The organism is Streptomyces sp. DSM 106670, assembly GCF_055792845.1.
In genome coordinates, this window is record NZ_CM147704.1 from 1,734,053 (window position 1) to 1,760,209 (window position 26,157).

General features: G+C 71.5%; 21 protein-coding genes. 10 read left to right on the forward strand and 11 right to left on the reverse strand.

The window, feature by feature from the left end; all coding sequences use genetic code 11:
• Window positions 1–19: 19 nt before the first annotated feature.
• The 3 genes from ACSMXR_RS07585 to ybaK are packed head-to-tail and all read left to right on the forward strand — an operon-like array spanning window position 20 to window position 2,347.
• Complete coding sequence (locus ACSMXR_RS07585) at window positions 20–1,060, forward strand: hypothetical protein (protein ID WP_218527861.1); 1,041 nt, start codon at window positions 20–22, stop codon at window positions 1,058–1,060.
• Window positions 1,061–1,065: 5 nt separating this feature from the next.
• Complete coding sequence (locus tag ACSMXR_RS07590; RefSeq protein ID WP_030086839.1) at window positions 1,066–1,830, forward strand: LON peptidase substrate-binding domain-containing protein; 765 nt, start codon at window positions 1,066–1,068, stop codon at window positions 1,828–1,830.
• A 16-nt stretch (window positions 1,831–1,846) separates the two neighbouring features.
• Complete coding sequence (gene ybaK, locus ACSMXR_RS07595) at window positions 1,847–2,347, forward strand: Cys-tRNA(Pro) deacylase (RefSeq protein WP_137232655.1); 501 nt, start codon at window positions 1,847–1,849, stop codon at window positions 2,345–2,347.
• Window positions 2,348–2,540: 193 nt separating this feature from the next.
• Here ybaK and ACSMXR_RS07600 read toward each other — a convergent pair whose 3' ends face one another.
• From ACSMXR_RS07600 to ACSMXR_RS07615, 4 genes are all read right to left on the reverse strand, one after another.
• Window positions 2,541–3,254: an ABC transporter permease gene (locus ACSMXR_RS07600; RefSeq protein WP_473171480.1), complete on the reverse strand. Its 714-nt coding sequence runs from the start codon at window positions 3,252–3,254 to the stop codon at window positions 2,541–2,543.
• Between the two features lie 20 nt (window positions 3,255–3,274).
• Window positions 3,275–4,117 (reverse strand): ABC transporter permease, encoded by an 843-nt coding sequence (locus ACSMXR_RS07605; RefSeq protein ID WP_137232657.1) that lies wholly within the window; start codon window positions 4,115–4,117, stop codon window positions 3,275–3,277.
• Between the two features lie 133 nt (window positions 4,118–4,250).
• Window positions 4,251–5,234 (reverse strand): ABC transporter ATP-binding protein, encoded by a 984-nt coding sequence (locus tag ACSMXR_RS07610; RefSeq protein WP_137232846.1) that lies wholly within the window; start codon window positions 5,232–5,234, stop codon window positions 4,251–4,253.
• 128 nt (window positions 5,235–5,362) lie between these two features.
• A complete protein-coding gene (locus ACSMXR_RS07615) occupies window positions 5,363–6,631 on the reverse strand; it encodes an NYN domain-containing protein (protein ID WP_170994564.1) in 1,269 nt (422 codons plus the stop codon).
• Window positions 6,632–6,922: 291 nt separating this feature from the next.
• On the opposite strand from ACSMXR_RS07615, the gene ACSMXR_RS07620 reads away from it, so the two are divergent.
• Complete coding sequence (locus ACSMXR_RS07620; RefSeq protein WP_010057923.1) at window positions 6,923–7,102, forward strand: hypothetical protein; 180 nt, start codon at window positions 6,923–6,925, stop codon at window positions 7,100–7,102.
• 104 nt (window positions 7,103–7,206) lie between these two features.
• Here ACSMXR_RS07620 and dnaE read toward each other — a convergent pair whose 3' ends face one another.
• Window positions 7,207–10,746 (reverse strand): DNA polymerase III subunit alpha, encoded by a 3,540-nt coding sequence (gene dnaE / locus ACSMXR_RS07625; RefSeq protein ID WP_137232659.1) that lies wholly within the window; start codon window positions 10,744–10,746, stop codon window positions 7,207–7,209.
• A 202-nt stretch (window positions 10,747–10,948) separates the two neighbouring features.
• Between dnaE and ACSMXR_RS07630 the strand changes: the two genes are divergently transcribed.
• From ACSMXR_RS07630 to ACSMXR_RS07645, 4 genes are all read left to right on the forward strand, one after another.
• Window positions 10,949–12,274, forward strand: a complete 1,326-nt coding sequence (locus ACSMXR_RS07630) for a DUF2252 domain-containing protein (RefSeq protein ID WP_030086712.1) — start codon at window positions 10,949–10,951, stop codon at window positions 12,272–12,274.
• An 89-nt stretch (window positions 12,275–12,363) separates the two neighbouring features.
• Window positions 12,364–13,092 carry a hypothetical protein gene (locus ACSMXR_RS07635; RefSeq protein ID WP_137232660.1) on the forward strand — a complete coding sequence of 243 codons (729 nt, stop codon included), beginning with the start codon at window positions 12,364–12,366 and terminating at the stop codon, window positions 13,090–13,092.
• 64 nt (window positions 13,093–13,156) lie between these two features.
• On the forward strand, window positions 13,157–13,972 hold the full coding sequence (locus tag ACSMXR_RS07640) for a DsbA family protein (RefSeq protein WP_137232661.1): 816 nt from the start codon (window positions 13,157–13,159) through the stop codon (window positions 13,970–13,972).
• A gap of 173 nt (window positions 13,973–14,145) precedes the next feature.
• Entirely contained in the window at window positions 14,146–15,816 is a 1,671-nt protein-coding gene (locus tag ACSMXR_RS07645; RefSeq protein WP_473171481.1) for an alkaline phosphatase D family protein, read from the forward strand.
• A gap of 16 nt (window positions 15,817–15,832) precedes the next feature.
• On the opposite strand, the gene ACSMXR_RS07650 is transcribed toward ACSMXR_RS07645, so the two are convergent.
• On the reverse strand, window positions 15,833–16,411 hold the full coding sequence (locus tag ACSMXR_RS07650; protein ID WP_137232663.1) for a dienelactone hydrolase family protein: 579 nt from the start codon (window positions 16,409–16,411) through the stop codon (window positions 15,833–15,835).
• Between the two features lie 49 nt (window positions 16,412–16,460).
• Between ACSMXR_RS07650 and ACSMXR_RS07655 the strand changes: the two genes are divergently transcribed.
• Window positions 16,461–17,612: a mechanosensitive ion channel family protein gene (locus tag ACSMXR_RS07655; RefSeq protein WP_137232664.1), complete on the forward strand. Its 1,152-nt coding sequence runs from the start codon at window positions 16,461–16,463 to the stop codon at window positions 17,610–17,612.
• 33 nt (window positions 17,613–17,645) lie between these two features.
• Here the strand turns inward: ACSMXR_RS07655 and ACSMXR_RS07660 are convergent, their stop codons facing one another.
• From ACSMXR_RS07660 to ACSMXR_RS07680, 5 genes are all read right to left on the reverse strand, one after another.
• The gene (locus tag ACSMXR_RS07660; protein WP_137232665.1) at window positions 17,646–19,232 is read right to left on the reverse strand and encodes a Na+/H+ antiporter; all 1,587 of its coding nucleotides are present in this window, start codon (window positions 19,230–19,232) and stop codon (window positions 17,646–17,648) included.
• Window positions 19,233–19,342: 110 nt separating this feature from the next.
• A complete protein-coding gene (locus ACSMXR_RS07665; protein ID WP_103506949.1) occupies window positions 19,343–19,828 on the reverse strand; it encodes a GNAT family N-acetyltransferase in 486 nt (161 codons plus the stop codon).
• Complete coding sequence (locus ACSMXR_RS07670; protein WP_030086695.1) at window positions 19,825–20,766, reverse strand: RluA family pseudouridine synthase; 942 nt, start codon at window positions 20,764–20,766, stop codon at window positions 19,825–19,827. Before ACSMXR_RS07670 ends, ACSMXR_RS07665 begins: the two co-directional genes overlap by 4 nt.
• A gap of 66 nt (window positions 20,767–20,832) precedes the next feature.
• On the reverse strand, window positions 20,833–21,423 hold the full coding sequence (gene lspA, locus ACSMXR_RS07675) for a signal peptidase II (protein ID WP_218527853.1): 591 nt from the start codon (window positions 21,421–21,423) through the stop codon (window positions 20,833–20,835).
• Window positions 21,424–21,481: 58 nt separating this feature from the next.
• A complete protein-coding gene (locus ACSMXR_RS07680; protein WP_137232668.1) occupies window positions 21,482–22,273 on the reverse strand; it encodes a TraR/DksA family transcriptional regulator in 792 nt (263 codons plus the stop codon).
• Between the two features lie 565 nt (window positions 22,274–22,838).
• Between ACSMXR_RS07680 and ileS the strand changes: the two genes are divergently transcribed.
• Window positions 22,839–25,982 (forward strand): isoleucine--tRNA ligase, encoded by a 3,144-nt coding sequence (gene ileS / locus ACSMXR_RS07685; RefSeq protein WP_473171482.1) that lies wholly within the window; start codon window positions 22,839–22,841, stop codon window positions 25,980–25,982.
• Window positions 25,983–26,157 lie beyond the last annotated feature (175 nt).

The window sequence follows — 26,157 nt, forward strand, 5'->3', positions numbered from 1 at the left end:
CCCCCACCAGGCCTTTTCAATGGTCTGCACCATGGCCTTCCTTCGCGCTCTGCTCAGTACCGCGCGCATGATCCGGCACAGCCCTCCGCTGTCCGCCGGACTGTCCGCGGATGACGCGGTGCTGCTCGACGCCCCCGACGAGCGGCTCTCTCCCGCGCTGGTCGCCGCTGCCCTGGGCGACCACGAACCGGCCGCCAAGCTGCTCGCCACCACCCGGGACGCCGCCGACTGGGAGAACCGGGACCGCTACCTCGGCCGGCTGGTCACCTTCGCCCGCAGCCGGGACGGCTGGCTCGACCAGTGGCTGGCCGCCGCCCCGCGCGATCCGGACGCCCTGCTGGTCAAGGCGGAGCTGGCGGTCCGCCGGGCCTGGGAGTCGCCCGCCCGCGCGGAACGGCTCCGCGAGGTCGGCCCGCTGATCACCGCAGCCGCCGACGCGGACCCGCGCGACCCCGTGCCGTGGCGGCTCGCCCTGGACCACGCGCGCGGCACCCACGCCACGCACACCTCCTTCGAGTCGCTGTGGGAGCAGGCCGTACGGCGCTCCGCGCACCACTACGGCTGCCATGTGGCGGCGCTGCGCTATCTGTCGGCCGCCTGGTACGGCTCGCACCGCGAGTGCTTCGACTTCGCCGAGCAGGCCGCGGCGGACGCGCGGCCCGACTCCCTGGTGCAGGCCCTGCCGGCCCGGGCGGCCTTCGCGCTGCTCCTGGACGCCCAGGCGATCGGCCGGACCACCTCCGTACTGGAGGAGCGGATCGACGCGGCGGCCGACCTGGCGATCGGGCTCTCCGCCGCCTACCGGCCCGGCGACCCGTGGCCGGCCGAGGTCCGCAACCTCCTCGCGTACGTCCTGCTCGCCCGGGGCCGCTGGGCGGAGGCGCTGCACCAGTTCAACCTGATCGGGCTGCACGCGACGTCGTTCCCGTGGTCGTCGGTGTCCGACGACGCGCTCGGCCGGTTCCTGGACGCGCGGGACGGCGCACGGCTCCAGGTGGCCTCGCTGACCCCGTTGCGCAACCGGGCCGACCACGGCCGCCCCCGGGGCCATTACGCTTGAGCGTTGTGACCACCGCCCGCCTTCCCCTTTTCCCGCTCAACGCGGTGCTGTTCCCCGGCCTGGTGCTGCCGCTCAACGTCTTCGAAGAGCGATATCGCGCCATGATGCGGGAGCTGCTGAAGAGCGACGAGGACGAACCTCGCCGCTTCGTCGTGGTCGCGATCCGCGACGGCCGCGAGATCGCCCCGACGGCCACCGGCATGCCGGACACGGTCGCGGCGGCCCCGCCCGCCGAGCGCGCCCCTGCGGAGGGCTTCGGCCCCGACCCGATCCAGACCTTCCACCGGGTCGGCTGCGTCGCCGACGCGGCGACGATCCGCGAGCGCGCCGACGGCAGCTTCGAGGTCCTGGCCACCGGCACCACCCGGGTCAGGCTGCTGTCGGTCGAGACGAGCGGCCCGTATCTGACCGCCGAGGTCGAGGACCTGGCCGAGGAGCCGCCCGGCGAGGACGAGGGCGACGAGGCCGGAGCCCTGGCGGAGGGCGTTCTGCGGGCTTTCCGCGCCTACCAGAAGCGGCTGGCCGGAGCGAGCGAACGCTCGCTGGCGACCGGCGCCGACCTCCCCGACGACCCGTCGGTGATCTCCTACCTGGTCGCGGCGGCCACGGTCCTGGACGTCCCCACCAAACAGCGCCTGCTCCAGGCCCCGGACACCGCGACCCGGCTGCGCGAGGAGCTGACGCTGCTGCGCAAGGAGACCGCGGTCATCCGGCACCTGCCCTCGCTGCCCGCGACGGACCTGACGCGGGCCCCCACCCACCCCAACTGACGAGGACCGGCCCGCGTTGGCGAAGAAGTCCAAGAAGCAGCAGTCGGGCGGCACCCCCGCCACGGTCGCCCTGACCGCGGCGGGCACCGCCTTCACGGTGCACGCCTACGACCACGACCCGGCGAGCCCGTCCTACGGCGAGGAGGCGGCCGAGGCCCTGGGCGTCTCTCCCGACCGGGTCTTCAAGACCCTGGTCGCGGACGTCGACGGCGCTCTGACGGTGGCGGTGGTCCCGGTGGCCGGCTCCCTGGACCTCAAGGCCCTGGCCGCGGCGGTGGGCGGCAAGCGGGCCGCGATGGCGGACCCGGCGGCCGCGGAACGCACCACGGGCTACGTCCGCGGCGGCATCTCCCCACTGGGCCAGCGCAAGCGCCTGCGCACGGTGCTGGACGCGTCGGCGCGCACGCACACCACGATCTGCGTGTCGGCGGGCCGCCGGGGCCTGGAGGTCGAGCTGGCGGCGACGGATCTGGCGGAGCTGACGGGGGCGACGTTCGCGGAGATCGCGCGCGCCTGAGGATGTTCTCGCGCGCCTGAAAGATGTCCTCAATCGCCGGACGGGCTGGATTTTCCAGCCCGTCCGGCGATTGAGGAGCGGGGTCCGGGGCGGCTGGATTTCCAGCCCCTCCGGCGATTGAGGAGCGGGGTCCGGGGCGGAGCCCCGGTTTCGGGAAGGGGCGGGTAGGGGAACAGGCCCGCCGCAGGCGCCCCTACGCCGGCCCACCGCCCCCAGCAGGCGACGACGGCGCCCCGGAATCCGGCTCCCCGTAATACTTCGCGTACCCCGACCCCGCCCAGTCCGGCTCCATATCCCGCGGCCCGAACGCCGCCGTGAGCAGCAGATGGATCCCCATCGCCGCGAACGGCCAGGCCAGCATCGCCACCCACACCGCGTGCAGCTCCAGCGGCGCGTCGAACGTGACGCCCTGGCCGGCCTCCCGGGCCCGGCCCACCACATCGGACGACGGCCCCAGCCAGATGCCGACCCGCCACGCCAGCAGCGAGCCGAGCACCGCGCCCAGCGCCAGACCCACGACCACGAGGACGCCCCCGCGGCGCAGCCGCCAGAAGACGGCGGCGGCGGAGAGCACGCCGAAGCCGATGGCCAGCAGGACGAACGTTCCGTCCGCGCCGATCGCCTCCTCGCCCTCGCTGTTCTTCAGGAAGACGGCCGTGTCGTCGGAGACCAGCGGAACACGCGGCGCGAGCCACAGCCACAGCAGCCCGAGCACGAGGCCCGCGAGCGCGACCAGGACCACGACGACGGCGGCCTGACGGAGCTCGGTGGCCGTGTCCGGGTCGTCCGGCGAGCCCGGGGAGAGCGCGAGGTGGGAGCCCGAGGGCGGGGCCTGCCACGGATCGTGGGGGCCGGGCTGGTGAGGCGGCGTCAGAGGTGCGGTCACCTTGCCATCGTGCCAGGCCACCCTGTGAGGCGCCTCACCGGCTACCGTACGGCGGCCCGCCGGTACGCCCACGTCGCCACCGCCAGCGAGAGAACCCCCACCACCGCGCAGATCCCGAGGAAGAACGCGATGATCCCCCAGTCCGGGCGGGCGTCGAAGGACCGGGCCAGCGCCTCGACCCCGTACGTCGAGGGCAGCAGATCGCGCGCCCACCCCACCGGCTCCGGCAGCCGCTCGGCGGGCAGCACCCCGAGCAGCAGGGCGGCCGACATGCCCAGCTGACCCAGCAGGGTCGCCAGCTCCGGGCGCGGGGCGAGCAGCCCGAGGGCCGCGCCGAGACCGGCCAGGGCGGCTCCGGAAAGCGGCACGACGGCCACCAGGACCCACAGATGGGTCAGCGGCAGCTGGAACAGCACGCTGCCGGTGATCGCGGTGAAGACCGTGCCGGGCACGGTGAAGGAGGCGTACGCGCCGGCCGCCCCGAGCACCACCGCGGCGGGCGGCACGGGCAGCGTGGCGTAGTGGTCGAGCCCGCCGGACGCCCGGAGCTGCCCGAAGTACTGGGCGAGCAGGTTGAGCGCGACGAACGCGACGACCAGGACGCTGGACCCCGCGACCACCGCGCGGGCCTCCGCGCCGCCGTCCACGACCCCCCGCATCAGGACCATGATCCCGACGGACTGGAAGGTCGCCACGAAGAGCAGCGGGATCCGGGCGACCCGCGCCCGGGAGAGCTGGGCGCGGTAGACGGCGGCCAGCGAGGGCAGCAGCCGGGCGCGCGGAGCGAGGGGCTCGGCGACGGTACGGGCGGGGGGCGCCGCGGAAGGGCCGGACGCGGGCCGGACGCGGGCCGGTACGGTCCTGGCCGGAATGATGCTCGTCACCTGAGGCCGCTCCCCTTAGACACGTCCACCACGTCAAACCCGTCCGGCACGTCCCACACGTCCGGACCGTCCACCCTGTCGAGTACGTCCGCCGCGTCCGCGGCGTTCACGTTCCCGACGCCTGTCCTGTCCCTCACGCCTTCACCAGCCCCTTGGTCGCATTGGCCGCGTCTCCCCCGAGCGCGAGATAGACATCTTCCAGGCTGGGTGTGGCCAGGGTGAAATCGTCGAGCGCGGCGAAGGCCGCGCCGCCCGTCACCGCGGCGACCGCGGCCCGCGCCTCGTCGGGGCTCAGCCGCAGCACCCAGCGCCGCCCGGACTCCTGGGCGGACGGTCGCAGCGCCGCCACCTCGGGGACGTCCAGCGGGGCCCGTTCGCGCCACATCAGCTCGACGCGCACCTCTCCGGCGACCTTCTCCTTGAGCCCGGCCGGGGTGTCGCAGGCGATGACCCGGCCGCGCTCCAGGACGGCGACCCGGTCGAGGACGGTCTCGGCCTCGATCACGTTGTGGGTGACCAGCAGGACCGTGGCCCCGCGCTCGGCGCGGCGGCGGTCGACGGCGGCCCAGACGGCGCGGCGGGCGACCGGGTCCATGCCGGTGGTCGGTTCGTCGAGGACCAGGACGGGCCGGTCGCCGACCAGGGTGGCGGCGAAGCAGGCGAGCCGGCGCTGACCGCCGGAGAGCTTCTTCAGGGGCCGCCCGGCGATCTCGGTGAGGCCCAGCTCCTCCAGGACGGCGTCGCGCTCGGCGCGGGCCTCCCGTACGGCGAGGCCGCGCAGCCGTCCGGTGGTCTCGGCGGCGAGGGAGACGGTCAGTTCGTCGAGGGCGGTGGATTCCTGCCCGAGGTAGCCGATCAGCCGGGACGCCCGCTCGGGGTGGCGTACGAGGTCGTGGCCCAGCACCTCGACGCTGCCGGAGTCGGGCCGCATCAGTCCGGTGAGCTGACGGACCAGGGTGGACTTGCCGGCGCCGTTGGGGCCGAGCAGTCCGAAGATCTCGCCGCGTTCGACGTCCAGGCTGATGCTGTCCGTGGCGCGGATCTCGGGGGTCGCGGGGGTGCCTCGGCGGCCCCGAACGGCGGGATAGGTCTTGACCAGATCGCGCACCGCGCACACGGTGCCGGTGTCCCTCTGCGCCTGTGCTGTGCCCGTACTCACGAGGTACGAGGGTACGGGGTCACCCGCCCCGGCTCGCGTCCGGGGCCACCCCGCGTCGCCTCCGGGGCGGACGGCGGCCGCCCCGCCTACTCCCCCGCCGGTACGTGCTCGGCGGCGGCCCGTACATCGATCTCCCGCCAGAAGCCGGCCCGGATCGCGTAGCGGTCGTGCTCGTCGATCTGGTCGTCCTTGTGGGCGAGGAGCCCGAAGCGGGCCGCGTACCGCAGGAGTTCGCCGTCGATCCGGTGCGGGATGCGCGGGTACATGGTGGAGAGCTTCTGCAGGTGGACCGTTTCCGGCAGCCGTTCCATCCAGCGGCGGGCGAAGACCTGGCCCACCTCGAAGGGGTCGCCGCCGACGGTGGTGATGTCCTCCTCCCGGTCCGCCCAGCGCTGTTCGGCGCTGGTGACCTGGGCGAGGGTCGGCAGGGACGCGGTCTCGGCGGGTTCGCCGAGGGGGCCGCCGCGCTCCACCCACCCTTTGTCGGAGGACCAGCGCAGGGTGGCGCCCGCGGGCTGGGGCGGGTGCTGGCGGTCGGGGTGGGTGGCGTGGGCGCGCAGCGCGGCCAGGTCCTTGGGGGTGGGGACGGTCTTGTGCCCGGGGGCCGACGGGGTGTCCGAGGAGGCGGCGGCGGGGGCGTTCTCGGCGGGGGCCTCGGAGCCGCTCCGGGCGGCGGCGGCCTGTGCCTCGGAGGCGCGTTCGGCGGAGGCGGCGAGGGCCGCCTCGGGCAGCGGTGCGGAGAGGATCGCGGCGATCTCGGGTCGCGGGGCGGGCGGCGGGGCGCAGCTGCCGCCGGTGTCCTTGGCCCGTACCGCCTTGGTGATCCAGGCCCGGTCGAGGACGCGGCGTTCGTCGGCCTCGGCGACCAGGTCCTCGGACTGGTTGTAGTCGCCGTCGGCGGCCTGGACGGCCCAGAGGTGGACGGCGACGCCGTGTTCCTTGGCGGACATCAGACCGGGCAGCAGATCGCCGTCGCCGGTCACCAGGACCACATCGGAGCAGGCCCGGTTCCTGGCCAGTTCGGTGAGCTCGGCGTGCATGGCGGCGTCGACGCCCTTCTGCGCCCAGCGTCCGTCGCTGCGGGTCAGGGCGCCCAGCCGTACGGTCACCCGGGGCATCACGCGGAGCCGGCGGTGCTCGGGCTGGGGCACCCGGTCGGGGGCGCCGTCGAACCAGTAGATGCGCAGCAGGGGCTGTTGGGTGTCGGCCTCGGCGCGCTCGCGGAGCCCCTGGATGAGGGCCGCGTGGTCGACGGTGATGCGGGAACGGGCGGGCTCTCCGGCCAGCAGACTCGCGGCTGCGCCCAGCAAGTAGCCGGCGTCCACCAGGACGACGCAACGGTCCACGCGTTCCACCCTCTTCCAGAATTCGGGAACGGTTCAGCGGCCCGCTCCTCGATGACCGGGTCCGCTTACCCAGGGTTTCCTTCGAGTCTGCCCGACCGCGGAGGGGTTGACGGCCGGAACTGGATCATCGGCGTGGCGGATCCGGAAAGGAATACGGGAAGAAGGCGAAAAGGCGGCGGAACAGCAGGCCACTGCGGAAACCGCTACGCACGGTAATGATCCAACATGCGGTGTTTGCGGCGCTATGTGAGTCTGACAGCGGTCCTGGCCCCCCAGGATTCCCCACAGGAGGCATTCACCATGGCCAAGAACAAGAACCGCAAGCAGGGCAGCCAGCACGACCGCGCGTCCGCGTCGGAGCGTAGTGCGGAGCAGGCCAAGTCGACGGCGTTCGAGTCCCAGAACCAGCCGCAGGCGCAGGCCCAGGGCAGCCCGTCCGACGTGGCGCGCAAGCATCAGCGACGCTTCGGCCACAACTGACCCGTCGGCCGCTCGCGGTAGAGACTGGCGTTGAGGACGGCGAGAGGGGCGCCCCGCACCGGCGGGACGCCCCTCTCGTCATGTCTGTCGTGTCGTGCCCGGGCTCAGCCGGCCAGGCAGGACGGGCCGAGCAGCACCTTCAGGTCGCCGAAGAGCGCCGAGTCGGCCTTGACCCGGTGCCGGTCCAGCCGCAGGACGGTGGTCTTGCGGGGGCCCTGGAGCTTGATGCGTACCTCGGTGTCGCCCCGGTGGTGGCTGAGCACCTCGCCGAGCCGGGTGACCATGGGCGGGGTGATCTTCACGGTGGGGATGGTGAGGACGACGGGGGCGTTGGTCCCGGCGTTGGAGATGTCGGGGACCTGCATCTCCATGGCGACCAGCCGGGGCACGTCCTCGCGCTTGTCGAGGCGTCCCTTGACGAAGACGACGGTGTCCTCGACGAGCTGGGTGGAGACCAGCTGGTAGGTGGCGGGGAAGAACATGCACTCGATGGAGCCGGCCAGGTCCTCCACGGTGGCGATGGCCCAGGCGTTGCCCTGCTTGGTCATCTTGCGCTGGAGGCCGGAGATGATGCCGCCGACGGTGACGACGGAGCCGTCGCTGTAGTCGCCGCCCATGAGCTGGGAGATCGAGGCGTCGGCCTTGTCGGACAGCACGTGCTCCAGGCCGAAGAGCGGGTGGTCGGAGACGTACAGGCCGAGCATCTCCCGCTCCTGGGCGAGCAGATAGGCCTTCTCCCACTCGATGTCGGAGAACTCCACGTCGAGCCCGAAGCCCGGCTCGTCGCTCTCCTCCTCGCCCATGCCGCCGAAGAGGTCGAACTGTCCCTCGGCCTCCTTGCGCTTGACCTGCACCACGTTGTCGATCATCGGCTCGTGGTGGGCGACGAGGCCCTTGCGGGTGTGTCCCATCTCGTCGAACGCGCCGGCCTTGATGAGCGATTCCACGGTGCGCTTGTTGCAGACGACCGCCTCGACCTTGTCCAGGAAGTCGGGGAAGGTGCTGTACTTCCCCTTCGCCTTGCGGGACCGGATGATCGAGTCGACGACGTTCTGGCCGACGTTGCGGATGGCGGTAAGGCCGAAGAGGATCACGTCGTCGCCCTGGGCGGCGAAGTTGGACAGCGACTCGTTGACGTTGGGCGGGAGCACCTTGATGCCCATGCGGCGGCACTCGTTGAGGTAGACCGCGGACTTGTCCTTGTCGTCCTTGACCGAGGTCAGCAGGGCGGCCATGTACTCGGCGGGGTAGTTCGCCTTGAGGTAGGCGGTCCAGTAGGTGACCAGGCCGTACGCCGAGGAGTGCGCCTTGTTGAACGCGTACCCGGCGAACGGCACCAGGACGTCCCACAGCGCCTTGATCGCCGCGTCGGAGAAGCCCTTCTCCTTGGCGCCCTTCTCGAAGAGCACGAAGTTCTTCGCCAGCTCCTCGGGCTTCTTCTTGCCCATCACGCGGCGCAGGATGTCGGCCTCGCCGAGCGAGTACCCGGCGACGATCTGGGCGGCCTTCTGGACCTGCTCCTGGTAGACGATCAGGCCGTAGGTGAGGCCGAGGACCTCCTTGAGGGGCTCCTCCAGCTCCGGGTGGATCGGGGTGATCTCCTGGCGGCCGTTCTTGCGCTCCGCGTAGTTCGTGTGCGAGTTCATGCCCATCGGGCCCGGCCGGTAGAGGGCCGAGACGGCGGAGATGTCCTCGAAGTTGTCGGGCTGCATCTGGCGGAGCAGGGAGCGCATGGGCCCGCCGTCGAACTGGAAGACGCCGAGCGTGTCACCGCGGCAGAGCAGTTCGTACGTCTTGGGGTCGTCCAGCGGCAGCGAGAGCATCTCCAGGTCGATGCCCTTGTTGGACTTCACCATCTTGATGGCGTCGTCCATGATCGTCAGGTTGCGCAGGCCGAGGAAGTCCATCTTCAGCAGGCCGAGCGACTCGCACTGCGGGTAGTCCCACTGCGTGATGGTGACGCCGTCGGTGTGCCGGACCCAGACGGGCGCGTGGTCGACGATCGGCTCGCTGGACATGATGACGCCGGCGGCGTGCACGCCCATCTGCCGCACCAGGCCCTCGACGCCCTTGGCGGTGTCGATGACCTTCTTGACGTCCGGCTCGCTCTCGTACATCCCCCGGATCTCGCCCGCCTCGCTGTAGCGCGGGTGCTTGGGGTCGGTGATGCCGTTGAGGTCGATGCCCTTGCCGAGGACGTCGGCGGGCATGGCCTTGGTGAGGCGGTCGCCCATCGCGTACGGGTAGCCCAGGACGCGCGCGGAGTCCTTGATGGCGTTCTTGGCCTTGATCTTGCCGTAGGTGCCGATCATGGCGACCTTGTCGGCCCCGTACTTCTCGGTCACGTACCGGATCACCTCGACGCGCCGACGCTCGTCGAAGTCGATGTCGACGTCGGGCATGGAGACGCGCTCGGGGTTGAGGAACCGCTCGAAGATCAGCCCGTGCTCGATCGGGTCGAGGTCGGTGATGCCCATCGCGTACGCCACGATCGAACCGGCGGCGGAGCCTCGGCCGGGGCCGACCGCGATGCCGTTGTTCTTGGCCCACATGATGAAGTCGGCGACGACCAGGAAGTACCCCGGGAACCCCATCTGGATGATGATGTCCATCTCGTACTCGACCTGCTTCTGCCGGTCGTCGGGGACCCCGTTCGGGAAGCGGCGGGCCATGCCGACCCGGACCTCCTCCTGGAACCAGGTGATCTCCGTGAAGCCCTCGGGGATCTCGAACTTCGGCATGAGGTTCTTCGCCTCGAACATGCCGGTGGTGTCGATCTGCTGGGCGACCAGGAGGGTGTTGGCACACCCTTCCTGCCAGGCGTCGGAGGAGTCGACGGCGTACATCTCGTCCGTCGTCTTCAGGTAGTAGCCGGTGCCGTCGAAGCGGAAGCGGTCGGGGTCCGAGAGGTTCTTGCCGGTCTGGATGCAGAGCAGGGCGTCGTGGGCGGTCGCCTCGTGCGCGTACGTGTAGTGGGAGTCGTTGGTGACGAGCGGCGGGATGTTCAGCTTCTTGCCGATCTCCAGCAGCCCGTCGCGGACCCGGCGCTCGATCTCGATGCCGTGGTCCATCAGCTCCAGGAAGTACTTGCCCTCGCCGAAGATGTCCTTGTAGTCGGAGGCCGCCTGGACCGCCTCGTCGAACTGGCCAAGCCGCAGCCGGGTCTGCACCTCGCCCGAGGGGCAGCCGGTGGAGGCGATGAGCCCCTCGGACCACTGGGAGATGGTCTCCTTGTCCATCCGGGGCCACTTCTGGAGCCAGCCCTCGGCGTACGCGTCGGAGGAGAGCCGGAAGAGGTTGTGCAGCCCGGTCTTGTTGGACGCCCAGATCGTCTTGTGGGTGTAACCACCGGATCCGGACACATCGTCGCGCTTCTGGTGCGGCTGTCCCCACTGCACCTTGCGCTTGTGCTTGCGCGACTCCGGGGCGACGTACGCCTCGATGCCGATGATCGGCGTGACGTTCGCCTTCTTCGCCGAGTGGAAGAAGTCGTACGCGCCGTGGAGGTTTCCGTGGTCGGTCATCGCGATGTGCGTCATGCCCATCTCGTTGGCCGCCTCGAACATGTCCTTGAGCCGCGCCGCACCGTCCAGCAGCGAGTACTGGGTATGAACGTGCAGGTGCGTGAAGGGCGGCTTGGTCACGGCGTCGGGCCTCCGGGAAGTCGGGCGATGACGGACGGGGGGACAGCGTGGAAGTCTACGACGTGACGGAGTCGAACGACGGGCACTCCCGGCTTCCGCCGAGCGTTGGAGAAGGCGGGACACGTGTCCGTTTTGTCATGCACTCGGTCACCTGGACCCGGGTCCGGCCAGAGACGCCAGCTACAGCAGGAGGCAGCAAGAGATGTCGGAAACGCAGACCGGCGCAGCGCAGCGCGGGGAGCAGATTCTCGCCGTTTTCGACACCGCCTTCGGGGAGCTGCTGGCCGCCGATCCGGCCGCCTTCCGGGTCAAGTTCCGCAAGATGGCGGGCTCGGCCTTCGCGTTCTACCGGGGCACGGCCTGCCTGTTCTACAGCGACCTGGAGCGGGAGCGGCACGGCGGCCCGTTCCTGGACGAGCGCACCGGCCGGGTGTGGATCCACGGCGATCTGCACGCGGAGAACTTCGGCACGTACATGGACGCCAACGGCCGCCTCGTCTTCAACGTCAACGACTTCGACGAGGCGTACGTGGGCCCCTTCACCTGGGACCTGAAGCGGTTCGCCGCCTCCGTGGCGCTGATCGGTTACGCGAAGGCGCTGGCCGACGAGCAGATCACCGAGCTGGTCCGGATCTTCGCCGCCTCCTACCGCGAGCGGATCCACGCGCTGGCGACGGGCGCGAAGAACGACGAGGTGCCGCCGTTCACGCTGGACACCGCGGACGGCCCACTGTTGGGCGCGCTGCGGGCCGCCCGCTCGCGCACGCGTTTCTCGCTGCTGGACTCGATGACGGTGATCCGGGACTTCGAGCGCCGGTTCGCGGACGGCGGCGGGGCGATCGACCTGGACGCCGCGACGCGCTACAAGGTGCTGGCCGCGTTCGACGGCTATCTGGAGACGCTGCCGGAGTCGAGCCTGACCCGGCCGGACTCCTACCGGGTCAAGGACGTGGTGGGCCGCCGGGGCATCGGCATCGGATCCGCCGGGCTGCCCTCGTACAACATCCTTCTGGAGGGCAACAGCGACGCCCTGGAGAACGATGTGGTGATCTACCTCAAGCAGGCGCAGACCCCGGCGGTCTCCCGGCACATCACGGACGCCGCCGTGCGGGAGTACTTCCAGCACGAGGGGCACCGCACGGTGATCTCGCAGCGCGCGCTCCAGGCCCACGCGGACCCGTGGCTGGGCTGGACCGAGCTGGACGGCTCCGGTCAGCTGGTCGCCGAGGTCTCGCCGTACGCGGTCGATCTGGACTGGTCCGACATCGACGAGGTGGACGAGATCGCGGCGGTCGTCGCGGACCTGGGCCGGGCGACGGCCACCATGCACGCGGCCGCCGACGACGAGAGCGGCCACTCGCTGGTGCCGTTCTCCACGGAGCGGGCGATCGACGCGGCCATCGCGGCCGACGAGGAGGGCTTCGCGCCGCTGCTGGTCGACTTCGCCCACAGCTACGGGGCACGGGCCCGGGCGGACCACCAGATCTTCGTGGACCTCTTCCGCAACGGCCGGATCCCGGGCCTGTAGGGCGTGAGAGTCCCCGGGCGGCCACGCCCCGGGGACTCTCAGCCTCTTTTAAGGTCCGCTTACCTCCACGCATGACACACTTTCCGGCGATGGACATCTCAGGGACGCAGCTCAGGGTCGCGCGCGCGGCGGTCTTCACCGCGCTCGTCGTCACCCTGTCCACGGCGTCCCATGTGCTGCTCTCCCGGGTTCCGCTGCCGCTGACCGCGGTCGCGCTGCTGGCCGCCGTCGTCTTCGCGGTGGCGTACGCGCTGGCCGGCCGGGAGCGCGGCTTCGGGGCGATCGCGGGGCTGCTGGTCCCGCTGGAGCTGGCCGCCGACACGCTCTTCACCACGGGCCAGCACCTCTGTTACGGGGCGGCCGGCGGCCCGGTCGCCGGTCCGCTGCGCGCGGTGGGCTTCGACGTCCTGTGCGGCGGCGGCGAGGTCGGCACGGGCGGGGCCCGGATCGCGGGCGTCGGCGCGGTGGGCACCCCGCTGGCCGATGTGGCCGGGGCGGGCGACCGTGCGGCGGCGCTGCTGGCGCAGCCCGGACCGGCCGTGCCGTGGCTGCTGCTCGTCGCCCATGTGGCGGTCGGGCTGCTGGCCGCGGCCTGGCTGCGGCGCGGCGAGGCGGCCCTGGCCGGGCTGGTGCGCGCGGCGGCCCTGCTGGCGTTCCGGCCGCTGCTGACCGCGGTCGCCGTGGTGCGCGCGGGCGTCCGGTCCGCGGCCCGGCGGGCCCGGCCCGCCGGGCGTCCGCACCCGCCGCTGACCGCCCGCTTCCTCGTGCACTGTGTGGGCCGCAGGGGCCCGCCGTCCGCGCTGTACGCCGCTGCCTGAGGGCACGGCGACGCGCGATACACGGCAGGCCCACTCCCCACACACGTACCCACGGAGAACGATCATGAGCAAGCGCAACACCCAGGCGAACAAGGCGGCGGCCCGCGAGCGGCTGCGGGCCGAGCGCGAGCGCCAGGCCAAGAAGGACAAGACCCGCAAGCAGCTCGTCGTGGCGGGCTCGGTCGTCGCCGCCCTCGCCGTGTTCGGCGGCATCGCCTACGGCGTGGCGCAGCTGAACAAGCCGGACGCCTGGGAGGCGGCCGCGGACGCGAAGAACGTCACCGCGCCGAAGAACACCTCGGGCAAGGACGGCACCACCGTGGTGGTCGGCGAGTCCGGCGCGAAGAAGACCCTGGAGCTGTACGAGGACTCGCGCTGCCCGGTCTGCGCCACGTTCGAGCAGGGCGTCGGCGAGACGGTCTCGAAGGACGTCGAGGCAGGCAAGTACAAGGTCAAGTACGTCGGCGCGACCTTCATCGACAACACCGACAACGGCGAGGGCTCCAAGAACGCCCTGAGCGCGCTCGGCGCTGCGCTGGACGTGAGCCCCGAGGCGTTCCTGGAGTACAAGGCCGCGCTGTACTCGGCGAAGTTCCACCCCGAGGAGAGCGACGACAAGTTCGCCAAGGACAGCTATCTGATCGAGGTCGCGGACTCGGTCGACGCGCTGAAGGGGAACAAGGACTTCCAGAAGAACGTGGAGGACGGCACCTTCGACGCCTGGGCGATGAAGATGTCCAAGACCTTCGACAAGAGCGGGGTGCAGGGCACGCCGACGCTGAAGATGGACGGCGAGAAGATCACCAGCGAGGGCAGCGACAACGCCCCCATGACGGCCGACGAGTTCACCAAGGCCATCGACAAGGCGCTCAAGGCGTAGCGCCTCCGGCGCGGTGTAACACCTCCGGCGCGGCGTAACGCCTCCGGACCTCGGCGGCCTCCGGGCGCTCCGGGGTCCGCCGGGCCACCGGCCGGCGACCGTTTCCCGACGGGCGGGCGAACTTCCTCTGTTCGCCCGCCCGTTCGCCGTACGCGCCCGTAGGGTGATCGGCCGTGACCAGTCGACACCTTTCCTCGCCGAGCCGCCGCACCGTCGTACGGGCCGCCGCCGCGAGCGCCGCCGCCGTCCCCGTGCTCGCCACCGCGTCCGTCACCTCCGCGACCCCCGCCCGGGCGGCCGCGGCCCCCGCCTTCCTGCACGGCGTCGCCTCCGGTGACCCGCTGCCCGACGGCGTCCTGCTGTGGACGCGCGTCACCCCCGAGCCCGGCGCGGAGCCCGGCTCGGGGCTCGGTGCGGACACCCCGGTGCGCTGGGAGGTCGCCGAGGACCGGGAGTTCACCCGGATATCCGCGACCGGCACGACGATCGCGTCGGCCGCCTCCGACCACACGGTGAAGGCCGACGTCCGGGGGCTGCGGGCGGCCACCGCGTACTGGTTCCGCTTCACGGCGGGCGACGACACCGCCGACGGCGTGGTCTCCCCCGTCGGCCGCACCCGCACCGCGCCCGCCACCGACGCCGCGGTGTCCGGCATCCGGTTCGGCGTGGTGTCCTGCGCCAACTGGGAGGCGGGCTGGTTCTCCGCGTACCGGCATCTCGCCGCCCGGCCCGACCTGGACGCGGTCGTGCATCTGGGCGACTACCTCTACGAGTACGGGACCGGCGAGTACGGCACCCGTGGCACGGCGCTGCGCGCGCACCGGCCCGCCCACGAGATCCTGGATCTCGCCGACTACCGCACCCGGCACGGGAACTACAAGACCGACGCCGATCTCCGGGCGCTGCACGCGGCGCACCCGGTGATCGCGATCTGGGACGACCACGAGTTCGCCAACGACGCCTGGTCGGGCGGGGCGGAGAACCACACGCCGGGTGCGGAGGGGGCCTGGGAGCAGCGGGTGGCGGCGGCCAAGCAGGCGTACTTCGAGTGGATGCCGGTGCGCGCCTCCACCGAGGGGACCGTCTACCGGCGGCTGCGGTTCGGGCGGCTCGCCGAGCTCCATCTGCTGGATCTGCGCAGCTTCCGCTCCGAGCAGGCGTCGGTCGGCAGCGGGGCGGTGGACGATCCGGAGCGCACGGTCACCGGCCGGGCCCAGCTGGACTGGCTGAAGGCGGGGCTGGCCGGTTCGGACGCGGCCTGGAAGCTGGTCGGCACCTCGGTGATGATCTCGCCGGTCGCCTTCGGCGCGCTCCCCGCGCATCTGCTGGAGCCGCTGGCCGGGCTGCTGGGGCTGCCGAAGGAGGGCCTGGCGGTCAACGTCGACCAGTGGGACGGCTACACCGACGACCGCAGGGAGCTGATCGCGCATCTGCGGGACCGGGGTGTCGCCGACACGGTGTTCCTGACCGGCGACATCCATATGGCCTGGGCCAACGACGTACCCGTGAAGGCGGCCACGTATCCGCTGTCGGCGTCGGCCGCCACGGAGTTCGTCGTCACGTCGGTGACCTCCGACAACCTCGACGACATCCTGCGGGTCGCGCCGGGGACCGTGTCCGTGGTCGCGGCGACGGCCGTGCGGGCGGCCAACCGCCATGTGAAGTGGGTGGACATGGACGCCCACGGTTACGGGGTGCTGGACGTCACCGCGGAGCGGGCGCAGATGGACTACTACACGCTGTCCGACAAGACGGACCCGGAGGCCACCACCGCCTGGACCCGCTCCTACCGCACCCGCCGGGGCACCCAGCGCGTCGAGCGGGCCGACCGTCCGGTGCGCTGAGCGGGCCGGACGCGCCCTAGAGGGTGGCCAGGAAGCCGAGCGCGACCTTCCAGGTCTGCTCGGCGGCCGCCTGGTCGTAGTCGTGCAGATCGGGGTCGGTGAACAGGTGCCCGGCCCCCGGGTAGCGGTAGACCTCCACGTCCGCACCGGTCCGCTGCATCTGGAGGTACCAGCTGTTCAGCCAGTCGTGGGATTCGAAGGGGTCCGGGTCCGCGACATGCAGCTGGACGGGCAGCTCGTCCACCGAGGCGTTCTCCGCGATGTCGGAGGTGCCGTGGAACAGCAGCAGCCCGCGGGCCTTCGCGTCGCCGAGCGCCAGGGTCTGCGCGGTCGCCGCGCCGAAGGAGAAACCGGCGTAGACGAGCCCCTGGTCGGAGTAGGGCGCGGCGGCCAGCACGGCGCGCCTGAGCAGCTCGTCCTTGCCGATCTCGTCCTTGTGGGCCATGCCCTCTTCCACCGTGTCGAAGGTGTGCCCCTCGAACAGATCGGGCACGCGCACCTCATGGCCGGCGTCCCTGAGGCGCGCGGCCGCGGCGTGCACGGCGGGCGTGAGCCCGTACGTCGAGTGGAAAAGCATGATGTTCATGAGGCCCATGGTGCCATTTGTGCCCTGAGGTCCGCCCTACAGCCAGGAGGACGAGGCAATGGAGAGCGTGCTGCGCCCGCTGATCGTCATCGGCGGTTCCGTGGTGATCACCCTGCTGATCGGCTGGCTGGTCGACCTGCTGCTGCGGCGGGCCGACAGCCGTCACCAGGAGACCCCGCTGTGGGGGCTGCTGCGGCGCTGCCGGCCTCCGTTGCAGGTGGTGGTCATCACGGCGCTGCTGCGCGGCAGCTACCGCCAGACGAGGATCGACTGGGTGTGGGACCACCGGGCCGGGATCGGCCAGGTGCTGACCCTGGTGCTGATCGGCGCGTCCGCCTGGCTGGTGGTGCGGATCGCGGCGACGGTCGTGGAGGCCAGCTACGCCCGGTACGCCACGGCCACCCGCGACCCGGCCCGGGTCCGCCGGGTCCGGACACAGGTGACGCTGATCCAGCGGGTGGTGATAGCGGTGGTGACCGTCGTCGCCATCGCGGCGATGCTGCTGACGTTCCCTCCGATGCGGGCGGTCGGCACGTCGATGCTCGCATCGGCCGGGCTGCTCGGCATCGTCGCGGGCGTCGCCGCCCAGTCGACGCTGGGCAATCTCTTCGCCGGGCTCCAGATCGCGTTCGGCGACATGGTGCGGATCGGCGACACCGTGGTGGTGGACGGCGAGTGGGGCACGATCGACGAGATCACCCTGACGTTCCTGGCGGTACGGACCTGGGACGAGCGGCGGATCACGATGCCGGTCTCGTACTTCACCAGCCAGCCGTTCGAGAACTGGTCGCGCGGCGGGGTGCAAATGACCGGCACGGTCTTCTTCCACCTGGACCACTCGGCCCCGGTCGCCGCGATGCGGGAGAAGCTGCGGGATCTGCTCGGCGACATCGCGGCCTGGGACGGCCGGGATTGGTCGCTGGCCGTCACCGACACGACGCCGTCCACGATCCAGGTGCGGGCGGTGGTCACGGCGAAGGACGCGAACGACATCTGGACAGTGCGCTGCGCGGTGCGCGAGCAGCTGATCGGCTGGCTGCGCGACCACCATCCGTACGCGCTGCCGCGGATCGCCACCGCGCCCGCCGTGCTGCCGCCCGGCGAGCAGTGGGCGGAACTGACCGGCTCCGGGGGCCGGCCCGCCCGCAACGGGGCGTCGCCACCCGTCGACCGGGGCGACTCCAAGGCCCCGCGCACGGGCCGCGGCTGAAGCCGCCGGCCCACGGGGAGCGGACGGGGCGGCTCAGCGCAGCGAGCGGAAGTCCAGATACCGCAGCACCCGGTCCACGACCTCCGGGTCGGAGCCGGGCTCGCTGCGCGCGGAGAGCACCTCGTGGCGGGCGGCCGACATCATCTCGCGCTGGACCCGGCTGACCGCCTTGAAGCGCTCGGCCCGCTTGGCGTAGGCCTCACGCCGTTCCTCGTCGACCATGTCCGGGCTGATCCGGGCCCCGATGTCGTACGCGGCGCGCTGGAGCCGCTCCACGACCTCCTCGGGGAAGTCCTCGACCTCCTGGATCTCCTTGAGGCGGTACTTGGCGGCCTTGGCGGCCCGGATGGCGAGGTCCCGCTCCAGCGCCTCCTCGGCGTCGGTGTCGGCCCGGACCCTCAGCTTCCGCACCAGCCAGGGCAGGGTGAGCCCCTGGAAGACCAGGGTGGCCATGATCACGGCGAACGCGATGAAGATGATCTCGTCGCGCCCGGGGAAGGGCTGCCCGTCGTCGGTCTCCAGCGGGATCGCCAGCGCCAGGGCGACCGAGGCCACCCCGCGCATCCCGGCCCACCACATCACGACGGTCTCCCGCCAGCTGGTGGGGATCTCCTCGCTGACGTCGCGTCGGGTGTGCAGCTTCTTGGCGAGCCAGGTCGCGGGCAGCAGCCACAGCAGCCGTACGCCGACGACGACGGCGACGATCGCGAGCCCCCAGCCGACCATCTCCAGGGCATGCCCGTCGGCGGTGCCGAACACGGTGTGCAGCTCCAGGCCGATGAGCCCGAACGCGACGCCGGTGACCAGGGTGTCGACGATGTCCCAGAAGGTACGTCCGGTGAGCCGGCCGAGCACGTCGTCGGCGTCGGCGGTGTGCTCGGCGAGGAACAGCGCGATGGTCAGGACGGCCAGCACGCCGGAGCCCATCAGCTCCTCCGCGAGGACGTACGCGACGAAGGGCACCAGCAGGGTCAGGCCGACCTGGAGGGTGGCGTCGCCGAGCAGGTTCATCAGCTTGATGGTGAGCCAGCCGAGCGCGAGGCCGACGGCGACCGCGACGACGGCGGAGAGGACCAGCAGTCCGAAGGCCTCGGGGAGCGAGAAGGTGCCGCTGACGGCGGCGGCGATGGCCACGTGGTAGAGCACGATGGCGGTCACGTCGTTGAAGAGCCCCTCGCCCTCCAGGATCGACACCAGCCGGCGAGGCAGCCCCACGGAGCCCGCCACGGCGGTGGCCGCGACCGGGTCGGGCGGGGCGACGAGCGCGCCGAGGGCGACGGCCGCGGCGATGGGCAGCCCCGGCACGATGGAGTTGGCGACCGCGGCGACGGCGGCCGTGGTGACGAAGACGAGGGCCACGGCCAGCAGGAAGATCGGGCGTCTGTTGGCGGCGAACTGCCGCCAGGAGGTGCGCTGCACGGTGGCGTAGAGCAGCGGCGGCAGCAGCGCGGGGAGGATGATCTCCGGCGGGACGTCGACGTTCGGCACGAACGGCATGAACGCCATCGCGATGCCGACGAGCGTCATCAGCACCGGTGCCGGCAGCCCCAGCCGTGCTCCGAGCGGCACCGTGACCACGGCTCCGAGCAACAGCAGGAGCAGCAGGGACATCTGTTCCACGAGGGGCCTTCCGGAGCGTGCGGGTCCGGCACGTCACGAGCGGCCGAACAAGAACTCCCACCCTGCCACGCGGCCTGCGCGATTCAGCCGATACCCCCCGCTCGATGCGTTCAGGCCGGGTGGATCTCCCGCCGCATCGCCCGGTGCGGCATGCCCGCGTCGGGGAACTCGGGGCCGTACGCGACATATCCGAGCCGCTCGTAGAAGCCGAGGGCATGGGTCTGGGCGTGCAGGTCGACGGCGGCCAGGCCCAGCTTCCGCGCCTCGTCCTCGATGGCCACGACGAGGGCCGCGCCGACCCCGAGACCGCGGGCGGAGCGGCTCACGGCGAGCCGGCCCAGCGAGCCGACGGCCGGGTCGCCGCCGGTCTTCGCGGCCGCGTCCGCACCGTGCAGCAGCCGGCCCGTGCCGAGCGCCGTACCGTCCGCGGCGACGGCCAGGACGTGCACCGCGGTCGCGTCGTAGGCGTCGTACTCCAGCTCCTCGGGCACGTTCTGCTCACCCACGAAGACGTCCTTGCGGACCTGGAAGCAGGCGGCGAGGTCGCTCTCCTCGACGGCCCTGCGGGTGCTGTACGGGGTGGGCCCGGCGGTCACTGGCTCTCCGCGGAGATGGTGTCGAGGGCGTGCTGGAGGTCGGCCGGGTAGGTGCTGGAGAACTCCACCCAGCTGCCGTCGCTCGGGTGCTCGAAGCCCAGGCGCACGGCGTGCAGCCACTGGCGGGTCAGCCCGAGGCGCTTGGCCAGCGTCGGGTCCGCGCCGTAGGTGAGGTCGCCGACGCAGGGGTGGCGGTGGGCGGACATGTGGACCCGGATCTGGTGGGTGCGGCCGGTCTCCAGCTTGATGTCGAGGAGGCTGGCGGCGCGGTAGGCCTCGATCAGGTCGTAGTGGGTCACCGACGGCTTGCCCTCGGCGGTGACCGCCCACTTGTAGTCGTGGTTGGGGTGGCGGCCGATGGGGGCGTCGATGGTGCCGCTCATCGGGTCCGGGTGGCCCTGGACGAGGGCGTGGTACTTCTTGTCGACGACCCGGTCCCGGAACTGGGCCTTGAGCAGGGTGTAGGCGCGCTCGGACTTGGCGACGACCATCAGGCCGGAGGTGCCGACGTCGAGGCGGTGCACGATGCCCTGGCGCTCGGCGGCGCCGGACGTGGAGATCCGGTAGCCGGCGGCGGCGAGGCCGCCGATGACGGTGGTGCCGGTCCAGCCGGGGCTGGGGTGGGCGGCGACGCCGACCGGCTTCATGATGACGACGATGTCGTCGTCGTCGTGGACGATCTCCATGCCCTCGACGGGCTCGGCGACGATCTGGACCGGGGCGGGCGCCCCCGGCATCTCCACTTCCAGCCAGGCGCCCCCGTGGACCCGCTCGGACTTCCCGGCCACCGAGCCGTCCACCTGGACCTTCCCGGCTGCGGCCAGCTCGGCGGCCTTGGTGCGGGAGAAACCGAACATCCTGGCGATGGCGGCGTCGACACGCTCGCCTTCCAGGCCGTCCGGTACGGGCAGGGTGCGGATCTCGGGGTGCGTACTCACCTGTCGAGTATGCCTTGCGCGGAAAGCTCTCCGCGCGGCCCGGCCCCGCTCAGCACCTGTGCACGGTCAGTCCTTGTGGACGGTCCCGTCGGGGTCGAGGCCCTTGAAGGAGAGGATCACGATGAGGATGCCGCCGCACACGATGGCGGAATCGGCGAGGTTGAAGACGGCGAAGTGCTTGGGGGCGATGAAGTCGACCACCGCGCCTTCGAACACACCGGGCGCCCGGAAGAGCCGGTCGGTGAGGTTGCCGAGCGCACCGCCCAGGAGGAGTCCCAGGGCGATGGCCCACGGCAGGCTGTAGAGCTTGCGGGCCAGCCGGACGATCACCACGATCACACCGGCGGCGATGATGGTGAAGATCACCGTGAACGCCTCGCCGAACCCGAAGGCGGCGCCCGCGTTCCGGATCGCCCGGAACTGCAGCCAGTCGCCGATGATGTCGATCGGCGGCTGGTGCTCCAGCTTCGCGACCACGATCATCTTGCTGACCAGGTCCAGGAGATAGGCCACGACGGCCACGCTCAGCAGAACGAGGACCTTCCGCTTGCCCCGGCCCGCGTTCACGACGGCGTCGGCGGCCGTGCTGCCGCCTTCGTCCGTGCCCTCGGCATCGGGATTTTCCGGCGTACCGATGATGCGCTCCGCCTCTGCCACGTGAATCCCTCGACCTAGGTGCCTGACTGAGGACGAGGGTACGACACACCTGTGCGGATCAGCCGCGCCGCTCCTGCTTCTGTTTGTCCTCGACGCACAGGGTGGCCCGGGGGAAGGCCTGCATCCGCGCCTTGCCGATCGGTTTGCCGCAGATCTCGCAGAGGCCGTACGTCCCCGCCTCCAGCCGGGCCAGCGCCCGCTCGGTCTGCTCCAGCATCTCCTGGGCGTTGGCGGCGAGCGACAGCTCGTGCTCGCGGGTGATGTTCTTGGTGCCGGTGTCGGCCTCGTCGTCGCCCGCACCGTCGCCGGAGTCCCGCATCAGCCCGGCGAGCGCAGCGCCGGAGGCCTCCAGCTCGCTGCGGAGCCGCAGGATCTCGCTGGTGAGCAGGGTGCGCGCCTCGGTGACCTCCTCGGGCGTCCAGGGGTCCTCCCCGGGCCGGACGGCCAGTTCGTCGGGGGCGGCGGCGCGGGCCGGTGGCACCGGGGCCGTGGCCTGTCCGCCTGCCGCGGGACGACTCGCGCTCTTCTTGGCTACCACCGTTGGGGCTCCCGTCTGCTCGGCGGCCGGGGCCGCCTCCGTGGCCGCCGTTGCGGCCTTTTCCGACGTCTTCCTGGCCGCGCTCTTCTTGGCGGCGGTCTTCTTGGCGGCGGTCTTCTCGCCGGCCGCCGTCTTCTTCGCCGCGGCCTTCTTGGCCACGGTCTTCTTCGCCGCCGTCTTCTTGGCCGCCGTCTTCCTGGCGGCGGCCTTCTTCGCCGTCCTCTTCGCGGGCGCGGCCTCCTGGCCGGCCGGTGGCTCGTGGGTGCCGTCGTGCTCGGCCGCGGTCTCTTCCGCCGTCTTCTTCGCCACCATGGCCGCGGCCCCTTCACATATTGTGATCTTGCTCGCGAATCGTGCTGGGACGATAAATCGACTCCAGCCCCGCGGCAACGGGGCACGCCGCCTTCTCGCCCCTCCCCGTATCCGGTCGTGGCGCGCCTGCCTCCGTTGTTCCCAGCTCCCCGCCCGGTAATCCGGCCACCGGCCCCCGCCGGGAAGTCCGCGCGCCCCGTCCCGCCACTCGGGTCACGCCCGCGCGCCGCCGATAACCGGTCGGCCGTCGCCCGTACGGGCCCGTACACTGGGCCCAGCGAGAGGCGTGGATGGGACGAGTAGCGTCGTACGCGGCCAGCAGCGACCCGGGGACGGTGGGAGCCCGGGGGCGAGCGCGACGTGAAGATCACCCCGGAGCCGCCGGAAGAACGCCTGGGACACGTGGGTCACGCCCACGGGCGCCAGGCCACTAGACCCGGCGTCGCGACCCCAATGAGGGGGCCAGGGGCACACGCCCAGGGCCAAGGAGGGTGGTACCGCGGGAGCAGATCCGGCTCTCGTCCCTCCGACGGAAGTGGAAAACGTCCGCCGGAGGAAGCCGCACATGACATCGCCGCAGTACCGCCAGGTACCCGCCCAGGTCGACCTGCCCGCGCTGGAGCACGCCGTGCTCGACTTCTGGCGCGAGAGCAAGGTCTTCGCCAAGAGCCTCGACCAGTCCGAGGGCCGCCCCGAGTGGGTCTTCTACGAGGGCCCGCCCACCGCCAACGGCATGCCGGGCGCGCACCACATCGAGGCCCGCGTCTTCAAGGACGTCTTCCCCCGCTTCCGCACCATGCAGGGCTACCACGTGGGCCGGAAGGCCGGCTGGGACTGTCACGGCCTGCCGGTCGAGCTGGCCGTGGAGAAGGAACTGGGCTTCAACGGCAAGAAGGACATCGAGGCGTTCGGCATCGCCGAGTTCAACGCCAAGTGCCGTGAGTCCGTGACCCGGCACACCGACGCCTTCGCCGAGCTGACGACCCGCATGGGCTACTGGGTCGACCTGGACGACGCGTACCGCACGATGGACCCGGAGTACGTGGACTCCGTGTGGTGGTCGCTCAAGGAGATCTTCAACAAGGACCTGCTGGTCCAGGACCACCGGGTCGCCCCCTGGTGCCCGCGGTGCGGCACCGGCCTGTCCGACCACGAGCTGGCCCAGGGCTACGAGACGGTCGTCGACCCCTCGGTCTTCGTCCGCTTCCCCCTGACCTCCGGCCCGCTGGCCGGCGAGGCGGCCCTGCTGGTCTGGACGACCACGCCGTGGACGCTGGTCTCCAACACGGCCGTCGCCGCGCACCCGGACGTCCGGTACGTCGTCGCGACGAACGGAGAGGAGAAGCTCGTCGTCGCCGAACCCCTCCTGGAGAAGGCGCTCGGCGAGGGCTGGGAGACGACCGGCCAGTCGTTCACGGGCGCCGAGATGGAGCGCTGGACCTACGAGCGCCCGTTCGCCCTGGTCGACTTCCCGGCCGAGGCGCACTATGTGGTCAACGCCGAGTACGTCACGACCGAGGACGGTACGGGTCTGGTCCACCAGTCCCCCGCGTTCGGCGCCGACGACCTCCTGGTCTGCCGCGCGTACGGCCTGCCGGTGGTCAACCCGGTCCGCCCCGACGGCACGTTCGAAGAAGACCTCCCGCTGGTCGGCGGCGTCTTCTTCAAGAAGGCCGACGAGGCGCTCACCGCGGACCTGGACGCACGCGGCAAGCTCTTCCGCCACGTTCCGTACGAGCACAGCTACCCGCACTGCTGGCGCTGCCACACGGCGCTGCTCTACTACGCACAGCCGTCCTGGTACATCCGTACGACCGCGATCAAGGACCGTCTCCTCCAGGAGAACGAGAAGACCAACTGGTTCCCGGACTCGGTCAAGAACGGCCGCTTCGGCGACTGGCTGAACAACAACGTGGACTGGGCGCTGTCCCGTAACCGCTATTGGGGCACGCCGCTGCCGATCTGGCGCTGCGAGGACAACCACCTGACGTGCGTGGGCTCAAGGGCGGAACTCACGGAACTCACGGGCACGGACCAGTCGTCGCTCGACCCCCACCGCCCGTTCATCGACGAGATCACCTTCACCTGCACACACGAGAACTGCCAGCTGGAGGCGTACCGCGTCCCGGAGGTCATCGACGCCTGGTACGACTCGGGTTCGATGCCGTTCGCGCAGTGGGGCTACCCGTACAAGAACAAGGAGATCTTCGAGAGCCGCTACCCGGCGCAGTTCATCTCGGAGGCCATCGACCAGACCCGCGGCTGGTTCTACACGCTGATGGCGGTAGGAACGCTGGTCTTCGACAAGTCGTCCTACGAGAACGTGGTCTGCCTGGGCCACATCCTCGCCGAGGACGGCCGCAAGATGTCCAAGCACCTGGGCAACATCCTCCAGCCGATCCCGCTGATGGACCAGCACGGGGCGGACGCGGTGCGGTGGTTCATGGCGGCGGGCGGCTCCCCGTGGGCGGCACGCCGGGTGGGCCACGGCACGATCCAGGAGGTAGTCCGCAAGACACTCCTGACGTACTGGAACACGGTGGCTTTCCAAGCCCTGTACGCACGTACCTCGTCCTGGGCCCCGTCGGCGGCGGACCCGGCCCCCGCGGACCGCACGGTCCTGGACCGCTGGCTGCTGAGCGAACTCAACGCGCTGGTCGACCAGATGACGGTGGCGATGGAGGGTTACGACACCCAGCGCGCCGGCAAGCTGCTCTCGGCGTTCGTGGACGACCTCTCCAACTGGTACGTACGCCGCTCGCGCCGCCGCTTCTGGCAGGGCGACAAGGCGGCGCTGCGCACACTGCACGAGGTGATCGAGACGGTCACCCGGCTGATGGCCCCGCTGGTCCCGTTCATCACGGAGCGGGTCTGGCAGGACCTGATCGCCCCGGTGACCCCGGACGCCCCGGAGTCGGTGCACCTGGCGTCGTGGCCGAAGCCGGACGCGTCGGCGATCGACCCGGCCCTCTCCTCCCAGATGGCGCTGGTGCGCCGCCTGGTGGAGCTGGGCCGGGCGACGCGCGCCGAGTCGGGCGTGAAGACGCGCCAGCCGCTGTCCCGGGCCCTGGTGGCGGCGAACGGCTTCGACACGCTGCCCGCCGACCTTCGGGCGCAGATCACGGAGGAGCTGAACGTCACATCGCTGGCCTCGCTCTCCGAGGTGGGCGGCTCGCTGGTCGACACGACGGCGAAGGCGAACTTCCGGGCGCTGGGCAAGCGGTTCGGCAAGGGCGTGCAGGCGGTGGCCAAGGCCGTGGCCGAGGCGGACGCGGCGGCGCTCTCCCTCGCCCTGCGCGAGGGTACGGCGACGGTGGAGGTGGAGGGCGAGCAGATCACCCTCGCCCCGGACGAGGTGATCATCACGGAGACCCCGCGCGAGGGCTGGTCGGTCGCCTCGGACTCGGGCGCGACGGTGGCCCTGGACCTGGAGATCACCCCGGAGCTCCGCCGCGCGGGCCTGGCCCGTGACGCGATCCGCCTGATCCAGGAGGCCCGCAAGAACAGCGGCCTGGACGTGGCGGACCGCATCGCCGTCCGCTGGACGACGACGTCCCCGGCCACGGCGGAGGCCCTCACGGAGCACACCCCCCTGATCTCCGAGGAGGTCCTGGCCGTGGACTACGCGGAGGGCGCGGCGGACGAGACGTACGGCGAGACGTTTGAGGACGAGGGCCTGGCGCTCACGTTCCGCCTGCGCAAGCAGTAGGGCAGCCCCGCCCGAAGAAGGCCCGCCGGAATCCGTTCCGGCGGGCCCTTCCGCGTACCCCTCAGGGGCTCCGCCCCCGAACCCCCGCGCCTCAAACGCCGGCGAGGCTGTCTCTCCTCAATCGCCGGAGGGGCTACAAGACGTCCTCAAACGCCGGACGGGCTGGATATGCCCC

What these genes read in the sequence shown, in the direction of transcription:
- ACSMXR_RS07585 (WP_218527861.1), top strand. Translation starts at nt 20, where the DNA reads ATGGTCTGCACCATGGCCTTCCTTCGCGCTCTGCTCAGTACCGCGCGC.
- ACSMXR_RS07620 (WP_010057923.1), top strand. Translation starts at nt 6,923, where the DNA reads ATGGCCAAGAACAAGAACCGCAAGCAGGGCAGCCAGCACGACCGCGCG.
- ACSMXR_RS07630 (WP_030086712.1), top strand. Translation starts at nt 10,949, where the DNA reads ATGTCGGAAACGCAGACCGGCGCAGCGCAGCGCGGGGAGCAGATTCTC.
- ACSMXR_RS07635 (WP_137232660.1), top strand. Translation starts at nt 12,364, where the DNA reads ATGGACATCTCAGGGACGCAGCTCAGGGTCGCGCGCGCGGCGGTCTTC.
- ACSMXR_RS07640 (WP_137232661.1), top strand. Translation starts at nt 13,157, where the DNA reads ATGAGCAAGCGCAACACCCAGGCGAACAAGGCGGCGGCCCGCGAGCGG.
- ACSMXR_RS07650 (WP_137232663.1), bottom strand. Translation starts at nt 16,411, where the DNA reads ATGGGCCTCATGAACATCATGCTTTTCCACTCGACGTACGGGCTCACG.
- ACSMXR_RS07655 (WP_137232664.1), top strand. Translation starts at nt 16,461, where the DNA reads ATGGAGAGCGTGCTGCGCCCGCTGATCGTCATCGGCGGTTCCGTGGTG.
- ACSMXR_RS07680 (WP_137232668.1), bottom strand. Translation starts at nt 22,273, where the DNA reads ATGGTGGCGAAGAAGACGGCGGAAGAGACCGCGGCCGAGCACGACGGC.
- ileS (WP_473171482.1), top strand. Translation starts at nt 22,839, where the DNA reads ATGACATCGCCGCAGTACCGCCAGGTACCCGCCCAGGTCGACCTGCCC.